The sequence below is a fragment of the Kitasatospora aureofaciens genome, assembly GCF_019192735.1.
GTDB lineage: Bacteria > Actinomycetota > Actinomycetes > Streptomycetales > Streptomycetaceae > Kitasatospora > Kitasatospora aureofaciens_A.
Genome location: NZ_JAHTKP010000031.1, coordinates 69,618 through 87,949 on the forward strand (window position 1 = coordinate 69,618; position 18,332 = coordinate 87,949).

Annotated in this window: 18 protein-coding genes; 8 read left to right on the forward strand and 10 right to left on the reverse strand. The window is 72.1% G+C overall.

Annotation, left to right across the window (positions count from 1 at the left end; genetic code table 11):
* Positions 1 to 6: 6 nt before the first annotated feature.
* The 3 genes from KV557_RS26120 to map all read right to left on the reverse strand — a co-directional run bounded on the left by KV557_RS26120 (position 7) and on the right by map (position 2,118).
* Positions 7 to 432, reverse strand: a complete 426-nt coding sequence (locus KV557_RS26120) for an acyl-CoA thioesterase (RefSeq protein WP_218203927.1) — start codon at positions 430 to 432, stop codon at positions 7 to 9.
* A 48-nt stretch (positions 433 to 480) separates the two neighbouring features.
* Complete coding sequence (locus KV557_RS26125) at positions 481 to 1,173, reverse strand: HAD family hydrolase (protein ID WP_308130074.1); 693 nt, start codon at positions 1,171 to 1,173, stop codon at positions 481 to 483.
* A gap of 177 nt (positions 1,174 to 1,350) precedes the next feature.
* Complete coding sequence (map, locus tag KV557_RS26130; protein ID WP_218203928.1) at positions 1,351 to 2,118, reverse strand: type I methionyl aminopeptidase; 768 nt, start codon at positions 2,116 to 2,118, stop codon at positions 1,351 to 1,353.
* A 214-nt stretch (positions 2,119 to 2,332) separates the two neighbouring features.
* Here map and KV557_RS26135 point away from each other — a divergent pair, with 214 nt between their 5' ends.
* On the forward strand, positions 2,333 to 2,602 hold the full coding sequence (locus KV557_RS26135) for a helix-turn-helix domain-containing protein (protein WP_218203929.1): 270 nt from the start codon (positions 2,333 to 2,335) through the stop codon (positions 2,600 to 2,602).
* A gap of 65 nt (positions 2,603 to 2,667) precedes the next feature.
* On the opposite strand, the gene KV557_RS26140 is transcribed toward KV557_RS26135, so the two are convergent.
* The 5 genes from KV557_RS26140 to KV557_RS26160 form a co-directional block, all read right to left on the reverse strand.
* The gene (locus tag KV557_RS26140) at positions 2,668 to 4,065 is read right to left on the reverse strand and encodes an ABC transporter substrate-binding protein (protein WP_218203930.1); all 1,398 of its coding nucleotides are present in this window, start codon (positions 4,063 to 4,065) and stop codon (positions 2,668 to 2,670) included.
* Between the two features lie 63 nt (positions 4,066 to 4,128).
* Positions 4,129 to 5,013, reverse strand: a complete 885-nt coding sequence (locus KV557_RS26145) for a carbohydrate ABC transporter permease (RefSeq protein ID WP_218203931.1) — start codon at positions 5,011 to 5,013, stop codon at positions 4,129 to 4,131.
* Positions 5,010 to 5,930 carry a carbohydrate ABC transporter permease gene (locus KV557_RS26150; RefSeq protein ID WP_218203932.1) on the reverse strand — a complete coding sequence of 307 codons (921 nt, stop codon included), beginning with the start codon at positions 5,928 to 5,930 and terminating at the stop codon, positions 5,010 to 5,012. Before KV557_RS26150 ends, KV557_RS26145 begins: the two co-directional genes overlap by 4 nt.
* A 252-nt stretch (positions 5,931 to 6,182) precedes the next feature.
* Positions 6,183 to 6,944: an SDR family NAD(P)-dependent oxidoreductase gene (locus KV557_RS26155; RefSeq protein ID WP_218203933.1), complete on the reverse strand. Its 762-nt coding sequence runs from the start codon at positions 6,942 to 6,944 to the stop codon at positions 6,183 to 6,185.
* Positions 6,945 to 7,143: 199 nt separating this feature from the next.
* Complete coding sequence (locus tag KV557_RS26160; RefSeq protein ID WP_218203934.1) at positions 7,144 to 7,725, reverse strand: TetR/AcrR family transcriptional regulator; 582 nt, start codon at positions 7,723 to 7,725, stop codon at positions 7,144 to 7,146.
* 243 nt (positions 7,726 to 7,968) lie between these two features.
* On the opposite strand from KV557_RS26160, the gene KV557_RS26165 reads away from it, so the two are divergent.
* Positions 7,969 to 8,445: a DoxX family protein gene (locus KV557_RS26165; protein ID WP_218203952.1), complete on the forward strand. Its 477-nt coding sequence runs from the start codon at positions 7,969 to 7,971 to the stop codon at positions 8,443 to 8,445.
* 122 nt (positions 8,446 to 8,567) lie between these two features.
* On the opposite strand, the gene KV557_RS26170 is transcribed toward KV557_RS26165, so the two are convergent.
* Positions 8,568 to 10,124 (reverse strand): SulP family inorganic anion transporter, encoded by a 1,557-nt coding sequence (locus KV557_RS26170; RefSeq protein WP_218203935.1) that lies wholly within the window; start codon positions 10,122 to 10,124, stop codon positions 8,568 to 8,570.
* Between the two features lie 729 nt (positions 10,125 to 10,853).
* Here KV557_RS26170 and gcl point away from each other — a divergent pair.
* Both gcl and KV557_RS26180 read left to right on the forward strand, forming a co-directional pair.
* Entirely contained in the window at positions 10,854 to 12,635 is a 1,782-nt protein-coding gene (gene gcl / locus KV557_RS26175) for a glyoxylate carboligase (RefSeq protein ID WP_218203936.1), read from the forward strand.
* A gap of 231 nt (positions 12,636 to 12,866) precedes the next feature.
* Positions 12,867 to 13,355 (forward strand): glutathione peroxidase, encoded by a 489-nt coding sequence (locus KV557_RS26180; protein ID WP_218203937.1) that lies wholly within the window; start codon positions 12,867 to 12,869, stop codon positions 13,353 to 13,355.
* Positions 13,356 to 13,404: 49 nt separating this feature from the next.
* Here KV557_RS26180 and KV557_RS26185 read toward each other — a convergent pair whose 3' ends face one another.
* Positions 13,405 to 14,325, reverse strand: coding sequence for a LysR family transcriptional regulator (locus tag KV557_RS26185; RefSeq protein ID WP_218203938.1), 921 nt, complete (start codon positions 14,323 to 14,325; stop codon positions 13,405 to 13,407).
* A gap of 96 nt (positions 14,326 to 14,421) precedes the next feature.
* On the opposite strand from KV557_RS26185, the gene KV557_RS26190 reads away from it, so the two are divergent.
* The 4 genes from KV557_RS26190 to KV557_RS26205 all read left to right on the forward strand — a co-directional run.
* Positions 14,422 to 15,126 carry a succinate dehydrogenase cytochrome b subunit gene (locus tag KV557_RS26190; RefSeq protein ID WP_218203939.1) on the forward strand — a complete coding sequence of 235 codons (705 nt, stop codon included), beginning with the start codon at positions 14,422 to 14,424 and terminating at the stop codon, positions 15,124 to 15,126.
* On the forward strand, positions 15,123 to 17,069 hold the full coding sequence (locus KV557_RS26195; protein ID WP_218203940.1) for a fumarate reductase/succinate dehydrogenase flavoprotein subunit: 1,947 nt from the start codon (positions 15,123 to 15,125) through the stop codon (positions 17,067 to 17,069). Before KV557_RS26190 ends, KV557_RS26195 begins: the two co-directional genes overlap by 4 nt.
* Complete coding sequence (locus tag KV557_RS26200) at positions 17,066 to 17,803, forward strand: succinate dehydrogenase/fumarate reductase iron-sulfur subunit (protein ID WP_218203941.1); 738 nt, start codon at positions 17,066 to 17,068, stop codon at positions 17,801 to 17,803. The genes KV557_RS26195 and KV557_RS26200 overlap by 4 nt, the downstream gene beginning before the upstream one ends.
* Positions 17,804 to 18,132: 329 nt before the next feature.
* Positions 18,133 to 18,332: hypothetical protein (locus KV557_RS26205; RefSeq protein WP_218203942.1), on the forward strand; the 200-nt coding region annotated here is incomplete at its 3' end.

Below are 18,332 nucleotides of genomic sequence, written 5' to 3' on the forward strand. Positions count from 1 at the left end.
GGCGGGTCAGAGACCGAGCAGGGCCGGGTCCGAGGCCAGGGCGCGCAGCGGTTCGCGCGGGTCGGCGACCAGCCGCCGGGCCGTCAGGTCGAGGATGCCGCCCACGCCGATGAGCTCGGCCGCGAGCACCCCGTCGGTGCGGGTGATGCGCTGCACCACCTGGAAGGTCTTGCCGTCCCCCCACACGAACGCGCAGCTCACGTCCACCGTGTCGCCCGCGCGCAGCTCGCGCAGGTACTTCAAGGTGGTCTCCAGCACCACCGGGCCCACGCCCTTGGCGACCAGGTCGGCCTGGCGGATGCCGGCGGCCTGGAGGTACTCCCAGCGGGCGTGCTCGGCGTACTGGAGGTAAACCGCCTGGTTGAGGTGGCCCTGGGTGTCGGTCTCGTATCCGCGCACGGTGACGCGCGTGGTGAAGTCCTGATCGGTCATGGTCCGCACGCTACTCCGGAGGCCCCTGGGGACACTGCGTGGCGTGCGTCACGGCAGCAGGTCCAGGAGCGGGGTGAGACCGGCCGGGCGGAGGTCCACCGGCAGGTGCTCGACGGGGTGGAACGCGCAGCCGAGGGCGGTCGCGCCGCCGTCGCAGGTGCGGTCGTCGCCGACCATCAGCACGTCGGCCGGGGCCAGGCCGAGCTGCTTGCAGGCCGCCTCGAAGATCGCCGGGGCGGGCTTCTGGGCGCCGACCTCGACGGACAGGACGTATACGTCGACGAGGTCGTCCAGGCCGTGCTCGCGGAAGATCGGGCGGAGGTCCCAGCCGATGTTGCTGACCACGGCCACGGGGATGCCGCGGCGGCGCAGCTCGCGCAGCGTCGGCCCGGTGTCCGGGTACGGCTGCCAGCTGGCCGGCGCCATGTGCGTCTCGTAGAGGGCGTCCACGTCGAGGCCGACGGGCGGCTCGGCCGCGCGGGCCAGCGTGGTGTAGGCGGCCCGGTGCAGCTCCGCGCTCAAGTCCCGGACCTGCCAGGCCTCCTGGACGTCCACCGGGATCCGGCGCGGCGCCGCACCACCGGGCAGGGCGCCGAACTCCTCCAGCCGGGCGACCAGTTCGGCCCGCTCGCGGCCGTCCAGCGCGAGGCCGGTGGAGGCGGTGTGGGCGTCGAGCCACTGTGCGGTCGACGTGACGCGGAAGAGCGTGCCGGAGAAGTCGAACATCACACCTTTGATCACGCCGCCGAGCCTACCCGGACACCTCAACGGCCCGGCCGGGCCGGGGCAGTCCGACGGCAGACGTTCAGCAGGCCGCCACCTGGGCAGCGGCCGCCGGGCGAGGCGGGGACGCCACCTCCCGGGCAGTGGCTGGGGCGCGGCGCGGGGGATCCGCGACGGGTGGCCTGCCTGCGGGGCCTACGGGAGGGTGAGGATCTGCGGGCCGTCCTCGGTGATGGCGACGGTGTGCTCGATGTGGGCGGCGCGGGTGCCGTCGGAGGTTCGGAGGGTCCAGCCGTCGGGGTCGGTGCGGTGGTCGTCGCGGCCGCCGGCGGCGAGCATCGGCTCGATGGCCAGCACCAGGCCCGGGCGCAGCGGGTAGCCCCGGCCCGGGCGGCCGTCGTTGGGCACGTGCGGGTCCTCGTGCATGCTCCGGCCGATGCCGTGCCCGCCGAAACCCTCCGGCAGGCCGTAGCGGCCCGCCCGGGCGACGGTGCCGACCGCGTGCGCGATGTCGCCGGTCCGGTTGCCGACCACGGCGGCGGCGATCCCGGCCTCCAGGGCGCGGCGGGTGGCGTCGATCAGCGCCTCGTCCTCGGGGCGGGCGGTGCCGACGGTGAAGCTGACGGCCGAGTCGCCCGCCCAGCCGTCGAGGACGGCGCCGCAGTCGATGCTGACGAGGTCGCCGTCGCGCAGCCGGTAGCCGTCCGGGATGCCGTGCACCACGGCGTCGTTGACGGAGGCGCAGATGACCGCCGGGAACGGCACGGGGGCGAAGGAGGGCCGGTAGCCGAGGAAGGGGGACGTCGCCCCGGCCGTCCGCAGCACGCCCCGCGCGACCTCGTCCAGCTCCAGCAGGCTGACCCCGACCGCCGCTTCGGCCCGCACGGCGGCCAGCGCCCGGGCGACCACGCGGCCGGCCTCGCGCATCGCGGCGAGGGCGGTGTCCGACTTGAGTTCGACCATGGTGATCCGGCGTCCTTTCGATCTCCAATTCTTATACCGGTATTTGTATCACGGTCGGGATGGTGGGTGATGCCCGCTCGCCGCGGGAAGCTCGGGCGGGGGCGGGGGCGGGCAGCGGCGGGGGCGCCGTCGCGGGGAAGCGGGAAGGGCGTGTGGGCGGCAGCCGGGACGCCGGGGCGTCGACTTCTCGCGGGTAGGGCCTAGGATCGACAGCATGGTGAGGACTCCGCTGACCCCGTGGGAGCGCGAGCGCGGGGAGCGCTTCGGTGCGCTGCTTCGGGACGCGCGTGGTGGGCGCAGCATGGTCGAGGTGGCCGCTGCGGCGGGGGTCTCGGCGGAGACGCTGCGCAAGATCGAGACGGGCCGGGCGCCGACGCCGTCGTTCTTCACCATCGCCGCGCTCGCGTTCGCGCTCGATCTGTCGCTGGACGAACTCGCCGCCGCCTGCGCGCTGCCGGACGACGGCCAGGCGCTCTCCGCGTAGCACGGGAACGACGCGAAAGCCCGCCCGGTGTGCTGCACCGGGCGGGCGGATTCACGGCGAAGCGATCAGCCCACCGAGCTGTTGTAGCTGTCGATCGCGGGCTGGAGTTCCTTGGCCGCATCGGTCAGCGCCTGCTGCGCGGTCTTGGAGCCCTTGATCGTCTGCTCGATGGCGGTCTCCACGCCCTTGCGCGCCTGCGGCATCACGCCGAGCAGGCAGCCTGCGGTGGCCGGGGCGGGCTTGGTGGCCTTGAGCTGGTCGATGGCGGTCTGGAACTGCGGGTACTTGGCCACCCACTCCTTGTCCTTGGGGTCGTCCAGGGACTTGCGGTTGACCGGGAAGTAGCCGGTGCCGGTGTGCCAGGCGGCCTGCTGCTCGGGGGAGGTGAGGAACTTCTCGAACTCCCACGCCGCGCGCTTCTCGGCGTCGGAGTGGCCGGGGCCGCTGATCCACAGCGAGGCGCCGCCGATCACCGGGCCGCCCTGGTCGCTCGCGGTGACCTTCGGGAAGGCCGCGGTGCCGACGGTGAACTTGGCGGCCTCGGTGTAGCCGCGCAGCACGCCGGTGGACTCCAGGTGCATGGCGACGGTGCCGGACTTGAACGCGGCCTGGGCGTCGTCGGTGACCCGGCCGGTGTTGGCCGCGTAGCCGTTCTTGACCAGGTCGGCCCACCACTGGACGATCCGGGCGCCCTGGGCGGAGTCGAAGACGGCCTTGCCCGCCTTGTTGCTGCGGCCGTTGTCCTGGTCGCAGTACATGGTGCCGGACTCGGCGAGCAGCTGCTCGACGAACCAGCCGTAGATGGCGGCGCCGAAGCCGTAGCGCACGGTCTGGCCGTTCGCGTCCTTCTTGGTCAGCTTCTGTGCGAGATCACCGAGTTCGGCGAGGGTCGTCGGCGGCTTGGCCGGGTCGAGGCCGGCCTCCTTGAAGGCGTCGGTGTTGAGGTAGAGCACCGGCATCGAGGAGTTGAACGGCATGGCGGCGAGCTTGCCGCCGACCGAGTAGTAGTTGCGGATGTTCGGGTCGAGGTCGTCGAGCGAGTAGCCGTCCTTGTCCGCGAAGGCCTGCGCGGGCACCGTCTGCTTGGAGTCGATCATGAAGCGGGTGCCGATGTCGTAGACCTGCACCAGGGCGGGGGTGCCCTTCTGCTGCACCGAGGCCTTGTACTTGGCGACCAGCTCGTCGTACTTGCCCTGGAACTCGGCCTTGATCTGGATCTTGCCCTGGTGGGCGGCGTTGAACTGGTCGACCAGGCCGGTCAGCACGTCGGCGTTCTTGCCGGTCATCGAGTGCCAGAATTCCACGATGGTGACGCCGCCGGCCTGGTCGAGGGCCTGGGCGCCGGGCGCCGCCGCGTCGGTGGAGCCGCCGCCGGAGCCCGAGGTGGAGTCACCGGAGCTGCAGGCGGTCAGGGTCAGGCCGGCCACCAGCAGGGCCGCGAGCGCGCGTGCACTCTTCTTCACGGGGGTTCTCTCTCTGTCGGGGGGGACGGGCGGAAAGGACGAGCAGAGCGGGCACGAGCAGGATCAGCGGACGGCGCCCGCGGTCAGGCCGCGGACGATGAAGCGCTGGCCGAAGACCACCAGGGCGAGGGTGGGCAGCAGGGAGAGCACGACACCGGCGAGGATCAGGCCGGGGTCGGACATCTCGGAGTCGCGCAGCGAGGTGAGGCCGATCTGCAGGGTCTGCATGTTCGCCGTGCGGGTGATGATGAGCGGCCAGAAGTACTGGTTCCAGGCGGACAGGAACACGTAGATCGACAGCGCCGCGAGGGCGGGCTTGTTGAGCGGGACGACGATCCGCCACAGGAAGCGCCAGTGGCCGGCGCCGTCGATCCGGGCGGCGTCGCGCAGTTCGGCGGGCAACTGCCGGAAGGACTGCCGCAGCATGAAGGTGCCGAACCCGGAGGCGAGGAAGGGCAGCACCAGCCCGAAGTAGGTGTTGCCGAACCCCCAGTCCGACAGCGTCAGGTAGTTGGGGATGATGATGGCCTCCCACGGGACCATCAGCGTCGCCAGGAACACCCCGAACACCACGGCCCGCGCCCTGAGCGGCAGGAAGACGAAGGCGTACGCGGCCAGGATCGAGGTGAACAGCTGGGCGAGCGTGATGGCCGTCGCCGTGATCGCCGAGTTGGCGTACTGGCGGACCAGCGGGATGGTGTCCACGGCCCCGGAGAAGTTCCGCCCGGTGACCGAGTGGGGCACCAACGCCGGTGGGTACGAGGAGAGTTCGGACGGGCTCATGAACGCACCGGCGATCGCGTAGTACACCGGGAAGGCGACGGTGACGACGGCGGCGGCGAGCACCAGGTAGACGGCGGCGCGGGCGAGCAGGTCGCGCGGGGAGCGGCCGGCCAGGACACCCGTCCGCGGACGGGGTGCCTCGGCCTCGGTGGCGATCGAACTCATGCGTAGTGCACCTTCCGTTCCAGGACACCGAACTGGACGGCCGTGCAGGCGAGGACGACCACGAGCAGGACGACGGCCTGCGCGCTCGCGGTGCCGAAGTCGCTGGAGCCGTACGCGAAGGCCTTCTCGTACACGGAGTAGACCAGGGTGCGCGTGGCGCCGTCCGGGCCGCCCTTGGTGAGGATGTGGATCTGGCCGAAACTCTGCAGCGAGTGGACGGTGGAGACCACGGTGAGGAAGAACAGGTGCGGGCCGAGCATCGGCACGGTGATCGAGCGGGCCAGCCGCAGCCCGGAGGCGCCGTCCAGCCGGGCCGCCTCCAGAAGCTCGCCGGGGATCGAGCCGACACCCGCCGAGAGCACCAGCACGTTGTAGCCGAGGCTCATCCACACCGTGGTGGCAGCCACCGACACCAGCGCGTACCGGTCGTCGGTGAGCCAGCCGACCGGGCCGAGGCCGAGGTGCGAGAGCAGGCCGTTGATGACCCCGCTGGCGGGGTTGAAGAACACCGCGAAGACCACCGACGCGCTGGCCACCGAGAAGGCGAACGGCAGCGCGAAGGCGGAGCGCAGCAGCCGGACGCCCCGGATGCGGTTCTCCAGGAGCAGTACCAGGACGAGCGCGCCGAGGACCCCGGGGACGACGGTGAGCAGCGTGAACAGGGCGGTGGTGACCAGCGTGCGCCGGAAGTCCGCCGAGGTCAGCAGGTCGGTGTAGTGCTGCCACCCAACGTAGCGGGAGGGCGCGCCGAACAGGTCGTTGGCGTGGGCGCTCAGGTAGAGGGTCCGCCCCAGCGGGTAGCCGATGAAGAGGACGAAGACGACCAGCGAGGGCAGCAGGAATGCCCAGGCGAGTCCGTGTTCGCCCCAGCGGTGTCGGCGCCGTGGGTGGGGCGCGGTGTGCGGTGCGGTCGGCATGGGTTGCGCGTCCGCCTTTCGTGACGTCGGTTCCGGCCGAAACCGTGTCTTGCCCGTGCGACGCGTCGGAAACCTGTCGGTGAGCAACGAGTGTCCGCGGGATTACGCGTTCGCGTCAGATCCGGCCGGTCGTGCGCGGACGGGCCGTGGACGGGCCGTCGCAGCGAAAGGGCGTTGGGCGCGCCGTGCGAGGCGCTTCCCGGGACATGGCTCAACGGCTGAGCGCTGCCCAGCCGTTGAGCGTTCCCCGCGTCAGGCGGTGATGCCGCCGTCCAGGACGAGGTCGGCGCCGACGGTGAACGCGGCCTCGGGTGAGGCGAGGTAGAGGACGGCGGCGGCGATCTCCTCGACCGCGCCCGCGCGGCCGGCCGGGATGGAGTCCTTCATCCGCTCGGCCTTGTCGGCGGCGTTCTCCCCGGGCCGGGTGGACATGGGGGTGTCCACCGGGCCGGGGCTCACGATGTTGATCCGCACGCCGTCGGCGATGTGGTCGCGGGCGGCGCTGCGAGTGAGCGCGGTGACGGCAGCCTTACTGGCGGCGTAGGCGCCGAGGCCGGGGATGCTCATGTGGGCACCGACGTTGGAGGAGACGTTGACGATCGCGCCGCCGCCCTGGGCGCGCATGTGCGCGATCTCGTGCTTCATGGCGAGCCAGGTGCCGGTCAGGTTGATGTCGATGACGCGCCGCCAGTCCTCCTCGTCGACGTCGGCGATCGGGCCGAGGGCGCCGAGCACGCCGGCGTTGTTGACGGCGACGTCCAGCCCTCCGAGGTGCTCGACGGTCTCGCGGACCAGCCGGGCCGCGTCCTGACTGTTCGTCACATCGCCCGTGAGCGCGACCGCCTTGCCGCCCGCGCGCTCGATCAGCTCGACCGTCTCGGCGAGCGGTCCGGCGGTGCGGCCGGCGACGGCGACCCGGGCACCCTCGCGGGCGAAGGCGAGCGCGATCGCCCGGCCGATGCCGGTGCCACCGCCGGTGACGAGGACGGAGGTGTCGGCGAAGCGCGTGGTCATGAGGTGAACTCCTTGATCCGATTGGTGCGTTCTGACGCGGTGGTGCGTTCTGATTCGGCGGTGCGTTCCGATGGGGTGGCGCGTTCCGATGGGGTGGTGGTTGGACGTCGCGGACGTGGCCAGGATTTCCCCCCTCCCCATCTAGACCGTTCGGTCCAATATCGGCGCAGCAAAAGAGGACGAACCTATCCCCTCTTGATCAGTCCAGCAGCACGAGCGCCTGCTCGGCGGCGTCCCGCACCCGGGCGGCGCCGTCGGTGGCCTTGCCCAGCACGCGCATGCCCTGCATCAGCACCATGAGCATCCGCGCCAGCGCCCGGGGCTCCCGCCCGGCGGGGAGTTCACCCTGCGCCTCGGCGCGGACCAGGGCGGCGGTGAGCACCGTCTCCAGGTGGCCGAGGCTCGCCTCCACCCGGCGGGCGGCCGCGGGATCGTGCGGGGCGAGCTCCACCGCCGTGTTGGTGACGAAGCAGCCGCGTTTGAGCCCGTCCTCGGCCGACGCCTCCGCGTACCGGCGGACCAGCGCGCGGACGGCCGGCAACACCGGCCCGGGCTGGGACAGTTCGGCCAGCAGGACCGGGTCGGTCTGCTCGCTGTAGCGCTCCAGCGCACGCAGGTACAGCTCGCGCTTGCTGCCGAAGGTGGCGTACAGGCTCGCGCGGGCGATCCCGAGCCCCTCGACCAGGTCGGCCATCGAGGTGGCCTCGTAGCCGCGCCGCCAGAACAGGTCGAGGGCCGCCTGGAGCGCCGCGTCCGGGTCGAATTCCTTCGTTCGCGCCATGAGGGAACGCTAACCCTTTCCAGATCGATCGGTCAATATAGGGTGCCGCAAACTGGCCACAAGCGGCCACAAGCCCGGCCGCAGGCCAGGCCGCGAAGACTCTCAACTTGCCAATTTGACAGTCCACTTGACAACATTCGCCGGATCTGACGGGGCATTGCCCCGCGGGTCGGGCTGAAGCTACCCTTGCCGACCCGTCGTCCGTCCCGTCCCCACAGGAGGCGTTTCCTCTTGTCCGTGAACCTGCCCGCAACCCCGCGCGCGGCGGCCGAAGCCGCCCGCCCGCTCGTCCTGGCGGCCTTCCGGGTCGTCATCGGCCTGCTCTTCGCCTGCCACGGCGCCGCCTCGCTGTTCGGCGTCCTCGGCGGCGCCAAGGGCGGCGGCACCATCCCGGTCGGCCAGTGGCCCGGCTGGTGGGCCGCGCTGATACAACTCCTCGGTGGCAGCCTGGTGTTGCTCGGCCTCGGCACCAGAAGTGCCGCGCTGCTCTGCTCCGGCTCGATGGCCTACGCCTACTTCACCGTCCACCAGGAGCACGCCCTGCTCCCGCTGCAGAACGGCGGCGAGCCGTCCGTCCTGTTCTGCTGGGCCTTCCTCGCCATCGCCGTCCTCGGCGCCGGCCCGTACGCCCTGGACCGCCTGCTTCCCGGAGGCGCCGCCACCACCGAGCCCGCCGCCGAACCCGCCCGGTCCGAGACCCAGCCCGCCTCGGCCGGCTGAGCCGGCCCGGCCGACCGGCCGTCAGCCCTCGGCGATTCATCGCCGAGGCGGATCGCCCCACCGCAGATTGATACTGGTCGCGGCCATGGCAACCCCATGGCCGCGACCAGGTTGGCCGGCCGTCAGACCACCGCGGGCAGCGGCGGTTCGACGGCCAGCGGGGCCGAGCTGCGGGCCCGGTGCTGGGTGGCCCAGGAGGCGAGGGCCACCGTGCAGGCGTGGTCCAGGTGGCGCAGCCCGGACCAGTCCAGCTCCACCGGCCGGTCGGCCGGCAGCCGTTCCAGCGTGTCCAGCAGCCGGGGCAGCCGCAGGAAGGTCGCGTTGCCGCTCAGCCGGACGCGCAGGACGCGCTCCGGGTGCAGCTCCTCCACGCCGATCTGCAGGTGCGAGGTCTGCCAGGCGGACTTCGCCACCGCCAGTCCGATGCCGATCAGCACCCCCTCGAACAGGTCGGTGGCGATGATCGCCGTCGCCGTCACGCCGAGGACGAGCGCCTCCCCGCGGTGCTCCCGGCAGAGCGCGACGATCCGCCGGACCGGGACGAGCTTCGCGCCCGCGTGGACCAGGACGGCGGCCAGCGCGGTGAGCGGCACGAGGCCGAGCGCGCCGGGAAGCAGCGCGGTGAACAGGAGCAGCCAGACCCCGTGCAGCGTGCGCGAGGCCTTGGTGCGGGCGCCGGCCTGGACGTTGGCCGCGCTGCGCACGATCACGGCGGTCATCGGCAGCGCGCCGAGCAGCCCGCAGACCGTGTTGCCGATCCCCTGGGCGGTCAACTCGCGGTCGTAGTCGGTGCGCGGGCCGTGGTGCATCCGGTCGACGGCGGCGGCGCTGAACAGCGTCTCGGCGGAGGCGATCAGGGTGAACGCGACGACGGTGCCGAGGACGGTGCCGAGGCCCGCGCTGCCAGCCAGGGCACCGAGGGCGGCGCGGTCGGGCAGGTGGACGACGTCGAGCAGGCCGGAGACCCGGACCCGGGCCACCGGCAGGTCGGCGGCGGCGGTGACGGCGGCGGCGAGCCCGACGGCGGCCAGCGGCGCGGGCACGTTCTGGACGACCTTGGCCGGCAGGTGCTTCCAGAAGACCAGCACCAGCAGGGTGCCCGCGCCGAGGGCGACCGCGCTCGGGGTGGCGGCGCCGGTGACGGCGTCCCGGAGGAGGACGGGCAGTCCGGCGATCTTCTCCGGGCCCGTGGCCGGGGCCCGGCGGTCGGCGAGCGCGTACAGCTGGCCGAACAGCAGGGTCAGCCCGATGCCGGCCAGCATGCCGTGCACCACGGAGGCGGACATGGCGCGGAACCAGCGGCCGAGGCGCAGGGCTCCCATCGCCAGCTGGAGCAGGCCGGTGCCGAGGACGAGCAGGCCGAGCGCGCCGGGGCCGAAGCGCTGGACGGCCTCGTAGACGAGAACGGTCAGCCCGGCGGCCGGACCGCTGACCTGGAGGCTGCTGCCGGGCAGCAGGCCGACCACCAGGCCACCGACGATGCCGGTCATCAGCCCGAGCTCGGCCGGGACACCGGAGGCGACCGCCACCCCGACGCAGAGCGGGAGGGCGACCAGGAAGACCACCAGCGAGGACGGCAGGTCGTACCGCCAGGGGACGGCCCGGAGCGCCCGGAGCGCCCCGAGCGGTCGCCGGGGACGGCCCGGCGGGGCGGTGCGGCGGCGGGGCGGACGGCTCACCCGGTCACCGCCGGGGTCCGGACAGGAGGACAGCACATGGGGACGTTCCTTCCGCGCGCCCGCCGGCGACGGGCACGCTGCTCCTGGGCAGGGCGTAACAGGGCAAGGTGTGACAGGGCAACGTGAGACGAGGCACGGCGCGACGGGGCACGTAGTGACCGGACGGGCCCCGGAGCGGGCCGCACGGCGAAGGCGACAGCGGTGCGTCGGCCGTCCGGGGCACCGGACGGCGGCGATGGGTGTCGGGTCGGTGCGGTCAGGGGGTGCGTCCTAGCTCGGGTGCGGCGGACCGGGCGCGCTGGTCCTGGACGGGACCCGCCGCCGGAGCTCCCCCGCTCCCCGGTCTCGGTCCCAAACCCCCTTGCCGCGGCCTCAGTTGGACGTCACGGGCCCGGCGTGCCACCGACGGTACCCAGGACTGCGGGGCGGGCCAACCTCACACACCATCCCTTCACGCCCGCCGCACACCGGGCTCGCTTTCCGGCCCGGAACGGCCGGTTCCTGTGGTACACCAGCACGAACGACGATCGCGCATACGAACGAGGCGCGCCCTGCACGGATCCCACGACGCCCACCCCGCCTGGACGTCTACATTCTGTTGAATCTCCCCTTGACGCCCCAACGGGCCCCGCCCTACTTTGTTTCCACATACAGAAACCGTTCTTCCGTATGGTGGAATTCAGGAGATGAGCCCTCCGACCCACTGCGGGCCGACGCAGGAGAAACCCGATGCCTCGTATGACAGCCGCCCGCGCGGCCGTGGAGATCCTCAAGCTCGAAGGCGTTGAGGTCGCGTTCGGCGTGCCGGGCGCAGCCATCAACCCGTTCTACGCCGCGCTCAAGGCCTCCGGCGGGATCAAGCACACCCTGGCCCGGCACGTCGAGGGCGCCTCCCACATGGCCGAGGGCTACACCCGCGCCAAGGCCGGCAACATCGGCGTGTGCATCGGCACCTCGGGCCCGGCCGGCACCGACATGATCACCGGCCTGTACTCGGCGATCGCCGACTCGATCCCGATCCTGTGCATCACCGGCCAGGCCCCGGTCGCCCGCCTGCACAAGGAGGACTTCCAGGCCGTCGACATCGCCTCGATCGCCAAGCCGGTCACCAAGGCCGCCACCACCGTGCTGGAGGCCGCGCAGGTCCCCGGCGTCTTCCAGCAGGCCTTCCACCTGATGCGCTCCGGCCGTCCGGGCCCGGTCCTGATCGACCTGCCGATCGACGTCCAGCTGACCGAGATCGACTTCGACCCCGAGGCCTACCAGCCACTGCCGGTCTACAAGCCGTCCGCCAACCGGATCCAGATCGAGAAGGCCATCGCGCTGCTCCAGGAGTCGGAGCGCCCGCTGATCGTCGCCGGCGGCGGCGTCATCAACGCCGACGCCTCCGCGCTGCTGCTGGAGTTCGCCGAGCTGACCGGCGTGCCGGTGATCCCGACCCTGATGGGCTGGGGCATCGTCCCGGACGACCACGAGCTGAACGCCGGCATGGTCGGCCTGCAGACCTCGCACCGCTACGGCAACGAGAACTTCCTCGCCTCCGACTTCGTCCTCGGCATCGGCAACCGCTGGGCCAACCGCCACACCGGCGGCCTGGACGTCTACACCGCGGGCCGCAAGTTCGTCCACGTCGACGTCGAGCCCACCCAGATCGGCAGGATCTTCGCCCCCGACCTCGGCATCGCCTCCGACGCCAAGGCCGCGCTGGAGCTGTTCGTCGAGGTGGCCAAGGAGCTCAAGGCCGCCGGGCAGCTCAAGGACCGCAGCGCGTGGGCCGCCTCCACCCAGGCCCGCAAGGCGCAGCTGCAGCGCCGCACCCACTTCGACAACGTGCCGCTCAAGCCGCAGCGCGTCTACGAGGAGATGAACCGGGCCTTCGGCCCGGAGACCCGCTACGTCACCACCATCGGCCTGTCCCAGATCGCCGGCGCGCAGATGCTGCACGTCTACAAGCCGCGGCACTGGATCAACTGCGGCCAGGCCGGCCCGCTCGGCTGGACCATCCCGGCCGCGCTCGGCGTCGCCACCGCCGACCCCGAGGGCCAGATCGTCGCCCTCTCCGGCGACTACGACTTCCAGTTCATGATCGAGGAGCTGGCGGTCGGCGCCCAGCACCGGATCCCGTACATCCACGTGCTGGTCAACAACTCCTACCTGGGCCTGATCCGCCAGGCGCAGCGGAACTTCGACATCGACTTCCAGGTCAAGCTGGAGTTCGAGAACATCAACGCGCCGGAGCTGGGCGTCTACGGCGTCGACCACGTCAAGGTCGCCGAGGGCCTGGGCTGCAAGGCGATCCGGGTCACCGAGCCGGAGGGCCTGCTGCCGGCCTTCGAGGAGGCCAAGAAGCTGGCCGCCGAGTTCCGCGTGCCGGTCGTCGTCGAGGCGATCCTGGAGCGGGTCACCAACATCTCGATGAGCGGCAGCGACATCGACAAGGTCAACGAGTTCGAGGAGCTCGCCACCCTTCCCGAGCACGCCCCGACCGCCATCAAGCCGCTGGCGCTCTGAGCCGACGCGCTCCGATCCGACGTGTGGGGGCGGACGCGCCGCTCCGGCCGCCCCCACGCTCACGGAACGCCGGACGCCGGCAGAACGGCGGACGCTCGCAGAACACCGGACGCTCGCGGAACTCCGGACACTCGCGGAACACTGGCGCCGTTGGCGCGGTTGATCCGTCCGGGGCCGTTACCGTAGCCGCGGAAGGCGCCCGCCTTTATCGACCTGCCGAAAGGGACCACCGTGAGCCTGTACGACATTCCGCTGCGCACGCTGTCCGGCGAGGCCGCCTCGCTCGCCGACTACAAGGGCAAGGCGCTGCTGATCGTCAACGTCGCCTCCAAGTGCGGCCTCACCCCGCAGTACTCCGGCCTGGAGCGGCTCCAGGAGCGCTACGCCGCGCGCGGTTTCAGCGTGCTGGGCTTCCCGTCGAACCAGTTCGCCGGGCAGGAGCCGGGCAGCGCCGAGGAGATCCAGACCTTCTGCTCCACCACCTACGGCGTGACCTTCCCCCTGTTCGAGAAGACCGACGTGAACGGTGACGGCCGGCACCCGCTGTACGCGCAGCTCACCCGGAAGGCCGACGCCGAGGGTCAGGCCGGGGACGTCGCCTGGAACTTCGAGAAGTTCGTGATCTCGCCGGACGGCTCCGTCGCCGCCCGGATCCGGCCGCGCGTCGACCCCGAGGCGGACGAGGTCGTCGCCGCGATCGAGGCCGTGCTGCCGGCCTGACCGTGTCGCGTGTGAAGGCCCGGGGCGCGCGCCCCGGGCCTTTCCGCTCTCAGAGCAACAGCCGTGTGCCCGGCGGCAGTTCGCCGTCCCCGGCGGCGTCGCGCAGGTGCGCGAGCAGGGTCGCGCGCAGCGCGTCCGCGGCGCGCGTGAGCGGCACCTCGTGGCCGTGCGCGACGGCGATCGTGCGCCCCAGGCCGGGCCCCGCGAACGGGGTGACGGCGAGCCCCGAGCGGGCCGCCACCATGCCGGGCACCACCGCCGGCCCGAGCCCGGCCCGGACGAAGCCGAGCACCGCGTCCATCTCGCCGCCCTCCACCGCGAACTCCGGCTCGAACCCGGCCTCCCGGCAGGCCGCCAGGGTCGCCTCGCGGACGTCGTAGCCCTCGCGGAACATCACCAGCGGCCGCCGGCGCAGCTCCGTCACCTTGACCTTGCGCCGGGCCCGCTCCTCGGCGGAGACCAACACCAGCTCCTCGTGCAGCAGTTCGGTGACGTCCAGGGCGGGCACCGCCTCGCCGCTCGGCGGGTTGATGATCAGCGCGAGGTCCAGCTCCCCCGCCGCCAGCGAGCGGACCAGGTCGCGCGAGCCACCCTCGCGGACCGCCAGCGCCACGCCGGGGTAGCGGTCCCGGAACACCCGCAGCACGTCCGGCACCAGGCTGGTGCACAGGCTCGGCGGCGCCCCCAGCCGGACCCGGCCGCGGCGCAGCTGGACGGTCTCCTGGACGGCCAGGCGGGCGCTCTCGGTGTCCGCGAGGATGCGCCGGGCCAGCGGCAGCAGCGCGTCGCCGGCGTCGGTGAGCGCGATGTTGCCCCGGGTGCGGTGGAACAGCTCCGTCCCCAACTCCCGCTCCAGCGCCCGGATCTGCTGCGAGAGCGAGGGCTGGGCCACGTGCACCGCCTCGGCCGCCCGGGTGAAATGGCAGGTTTCGGCCACGGCCAGGAAGTAACGGAGCTGCTGGAGCTGCATTCCCCCAGCGTACGGCGCTTTGATAGGACCTGGCTATCGTCACGAGCCACAGCATGTCTTGGACACACCGTCGCACCGCTCCCTACGGTTGCCGACATGACAACCGCGACTCGGACGGCCCGGCCCCCGTCCACCCTGCTGACCCTCTGGCGGTCGACCGTCGGCAAGAAGGCGGTCATGGCCGTCAGCGGACTGGTCATGCTGCTGTACCTGGTCGCGCACATGCTGGGGAACCTCAAGGTGTTCTTCGGCCCGGACGAGATCAACGGCTACGCGCACTGGCTGCGCACCCTCGGCGAACCGTTCCTGCGGTACGAGTGGTTCCTCTGGATCGCCCGCGCCGGCCTGCTGGCCGCCGTGGCGGCGCACGGCGTCTCCGCCTACCAGCTGAGCCGGCGGGACCTCGCCGCCCGGCCGAGCAAGTACGTGCACCAGCGCCGCCGCGCCAGCTACGCGACCCGGACGATGCGCTGGGGCGGGGTGATCCTCGCGCTGTTCATCGTCTGGCACATCCTCGACCTGACCACGCTCACCGTGAACCCCGCGGCCGAGCACGGCCACCCGTACCAGAACATCGTGGCCTCGTTCGGGCGGTGGTACAGCTGCGTGATCTACATCGTCGCGATGCTGGCCCTCGGCCTGCACATCCGGCACGGCTTCTGGAGCGCCGCGCAGACCCTCGGCGCCAACAACGCCCGCCGGGACCGGGCGTTGAAGCTGATCGCCAACGGCCTGGCCCTGATGCTGACCGTGGGCTTCCTGTCCGTCCCCGTGGCCGTGATGACCGGAGTCGTGAAGTGAGCAGCTACGCCTCGTACACCGTCGGCGAGCCGATCGCCGACACCAAGGCCCCCGACGGCCCGATCGAACAGCGCTGGGACCAGCGGCGGTTCGACGCCAAGCTGGTCAACCCGGCCAACCGGCGCAAGCACACGGTGATCGTCGTCGGCACCGGCCTGGCCGGCGGCGCGGCCGGCGCCACCCTCGCCGAACAGGGTTACCACGTCGTCCAGTTCTGCTTCCAGGACTCCCCGCGACGGGCCCACTCGATCGCCGCCCAGGGCGGCATCAACGCGGCCAAGAACTACCGCAACGACGGCGACTCGGTCCGCCGCCTGTTCTACGACACCGTCAAGGGCGGCGACTTCCGCGCCCGCGAGTCCAACGTGCACCGGCTCGCCCAGGTGTCGGTGGAGATCATCGACCAGTGCGTGGCCCAGGGTGTCCCGTTCGCCCGCGAGTACGGCGGCCTGCTGGACACCCGCTCCTTCGGCGGCGTCCAGGTCTCCCGCACCTTCTACGCCCGCGGCCAGACCGGTCAGCAGCTGCTGCTCGGCGCCTACCAGGCGCTCTCCCGGCAGATCGCCGCCGGGAACGTGGAGATCCACCCGCGCACCGAGATGCTGGACCTGCTGGTCGTCGACGGCCGGGCCCGCGGCATCGTCGCCCGCGACCTCGTCACCGGCGAGATCCGCACCTACACCGCCGACGCCGTCGTCCTCGCCAGCGGCGGCTACGGCAACGTCTTCTACCTCTCGACGAACGCCAAGAACTCCAACGCCACCGCGATCTGGCGGGCCCACCGGCGCGGCGCCTACTTCGCCAACCCGTGCTTCACCCAGATCCACCCCACCTGCATCCCGCGCTCCGGCGACCACCAGTCCAAGCTCACCCTGATGAGCGAGTCGCTGCGCAACGACGGCCGGATCTGGGTGCCCAAGGCCAAGGGCGACGACCGGCCGCCGGCCGCGATCCCCGAGGACGAGCGGGACTACTACCTGGAGCGGATCTACCCGTCCTTCGGCAACCTGGTGCCGCGCGACATCGCCTCCCGGGCCGCCAAGAACGTCTGCGACGAGGGCCGCGGCGTCGGCCCCGGCGGGCAGGGCGTCTACCTGGACTTCGCCGACGCCATCCGCCGGCTGGGCCGGGACGCCGTCGCCGCCAAGTACGGCAACCTGTTCGACATGTACGAGCGGATCACCGCGGAGGACCCGTACCGGGTGCCGATGCGGATCTACCCCGCGATCCACTACACGATGGGCGGGCTCTGGGTCGACTACGACCTCCAGACCACCGTCCCCGGCCTGTTCGCGATCGGGGAGGCCAACTTCTCCGACCACGGCGCCAACCGGCTCGGCGCCAGCGCCCTCATGCAGGGCCTCGCCGACGGCTACTTCGTCCTCCCGCCCACCCTCAACGACTACCTGGCCCGCAACCCGCTGCCCGCCGTGCCCGCCGACCACCCGGCGGTCGCCTCGGCGGAGGCGGAGGTCGGGGACCGGCTCAACCTCATCCTCGCGGTGAACGGCGACCGCACCCCGGACTCCTTCCACCGCGAACTCGGCGAACTCCTCTGGGACGAGTGCGGGATGGCCCGCGACGAAGCCGGCCTGCGCCGGGCGCTGGAGCGCATCCCCCGGCTGCGCGACGAGTTCTGGCGCCGGATCAAGGTGCCCGGCACCGGGCAGGAGCTCAACCAGTCCCTGGAGAAGGCCAACCGGCTCGTCGACCACTTCGAGCTCGCCGAACTCATGTGCCTGGACGCCCTGCACCGCGCCGAGTCCTGCGGCGGCCACTTCCGCACCGAGAGCCAGACCCCCGACGGCGAGGCCGCCCGCCGCGACGAGGACTACAGCTACGCCGCCGCCTGGGAGTTCACCGGCACCGGCACCGCCCCCGTCCTCCACCGCGAGGCGCTCGACTTCGCGTACGTCCACCCCACCCAGCGGAGCTACGCATGAACCTCACCCTGCGCATCTGGCGCCAGGCGGGCCCGGACGCACCCGGCTCGATGACCACCTACCAGGTCAGCGGCATCAGCCCGGACATGTCCTTCCTGGAGATGCTCGACACCCTCAACGAGGAGCTGATCACCCGCGGCGACCAGCCCGTCGCCTTCGACCACGACTGCCGCGAGGGCATCTGCGGCGCCTGCGGCATGGTCATCAACGGCCGGGCCCACGGCCCCGAACGGACCACCACCTGCCAGCTGCACATGCGGCACTTCAAGGACGGCGACACCATCGACGTCGAACCCTGGCGGGCCGCGGCCTTCCCGGTGGTCAAGGACCTGGTCGTGGACCGCTCGGCCTTCGACCGGATCATCGGCTCCGGCGGCTACATCACCGCCCCCACCGGCAGCGCACCCGACGCGCACGCCACACCCGTCCCCAAGGACACCGCCGACACCGCCTTCGAGCACGCCGAGTGCATCGGCTGCGGCGCCTGCGTGGCCGCCTGCCCGAACGGCTCGGCGATGCTGTTCACCTCCGCCAAGGTGGTCCACCTCAACGTGCTCCCCCAGGGCGCGCCGGAGCGCTCCTCCCGGGTGCGGAACATGGTCGCCGCGATGGACGCCGAGGGCTTCGGCGGCTGCACCAACACCGGCGAGTGCGCCACCGCCTGCCCCAAGGGCATCCCGCTGCCCAGCATCGCCGCGATGAACCGGGAGTACCTGCGGGCCTCCCTCGGCTGACGGTCCTCCTCGACGGATGGCCCCTCGTGCGTGCACGAGGGGCCATCCGCGTCCGGTGGGGCGTGCGGGACGTTCACGCGCTCCCCGATGGGGTGGTGGATCGTCAGGAGCGGTGCTGCCGCCCGCGAATTCGCGCTACGGTGGTCCTCCGCCACGGAAGGACGGCATATGCCCGAGGTTCAGTCCTGTTCCGGCTGCGGCGGGTCCGGGGGGACCCAGAAGACCGAGGCCACGGTCGAACGGGACGAGGAAGGAAGCATGGTGCCGAGGATCCACACGTTCTGGTCGCCATGCGGTCGGTGCCACGGATCCGGGACGGTGATCGTCGGATGAGGTTGGTCTTCGAGTGTGTCGAGTGCGGTGGGCACTACCTGCCGCCGGAGAGCATGCGGTACCCGGACGGGCCGGCCTCGCCGGTCTGGTGCTCGCGCTGCCAGGCGGCGAAGCAGGCCGCCGGCGTCGGCGAGGACCCGCTGCTCGCGCGGGTCGCGCTGGCCGCCGCCCGGGCCGCGGCGGCCCGGCGGGCGGC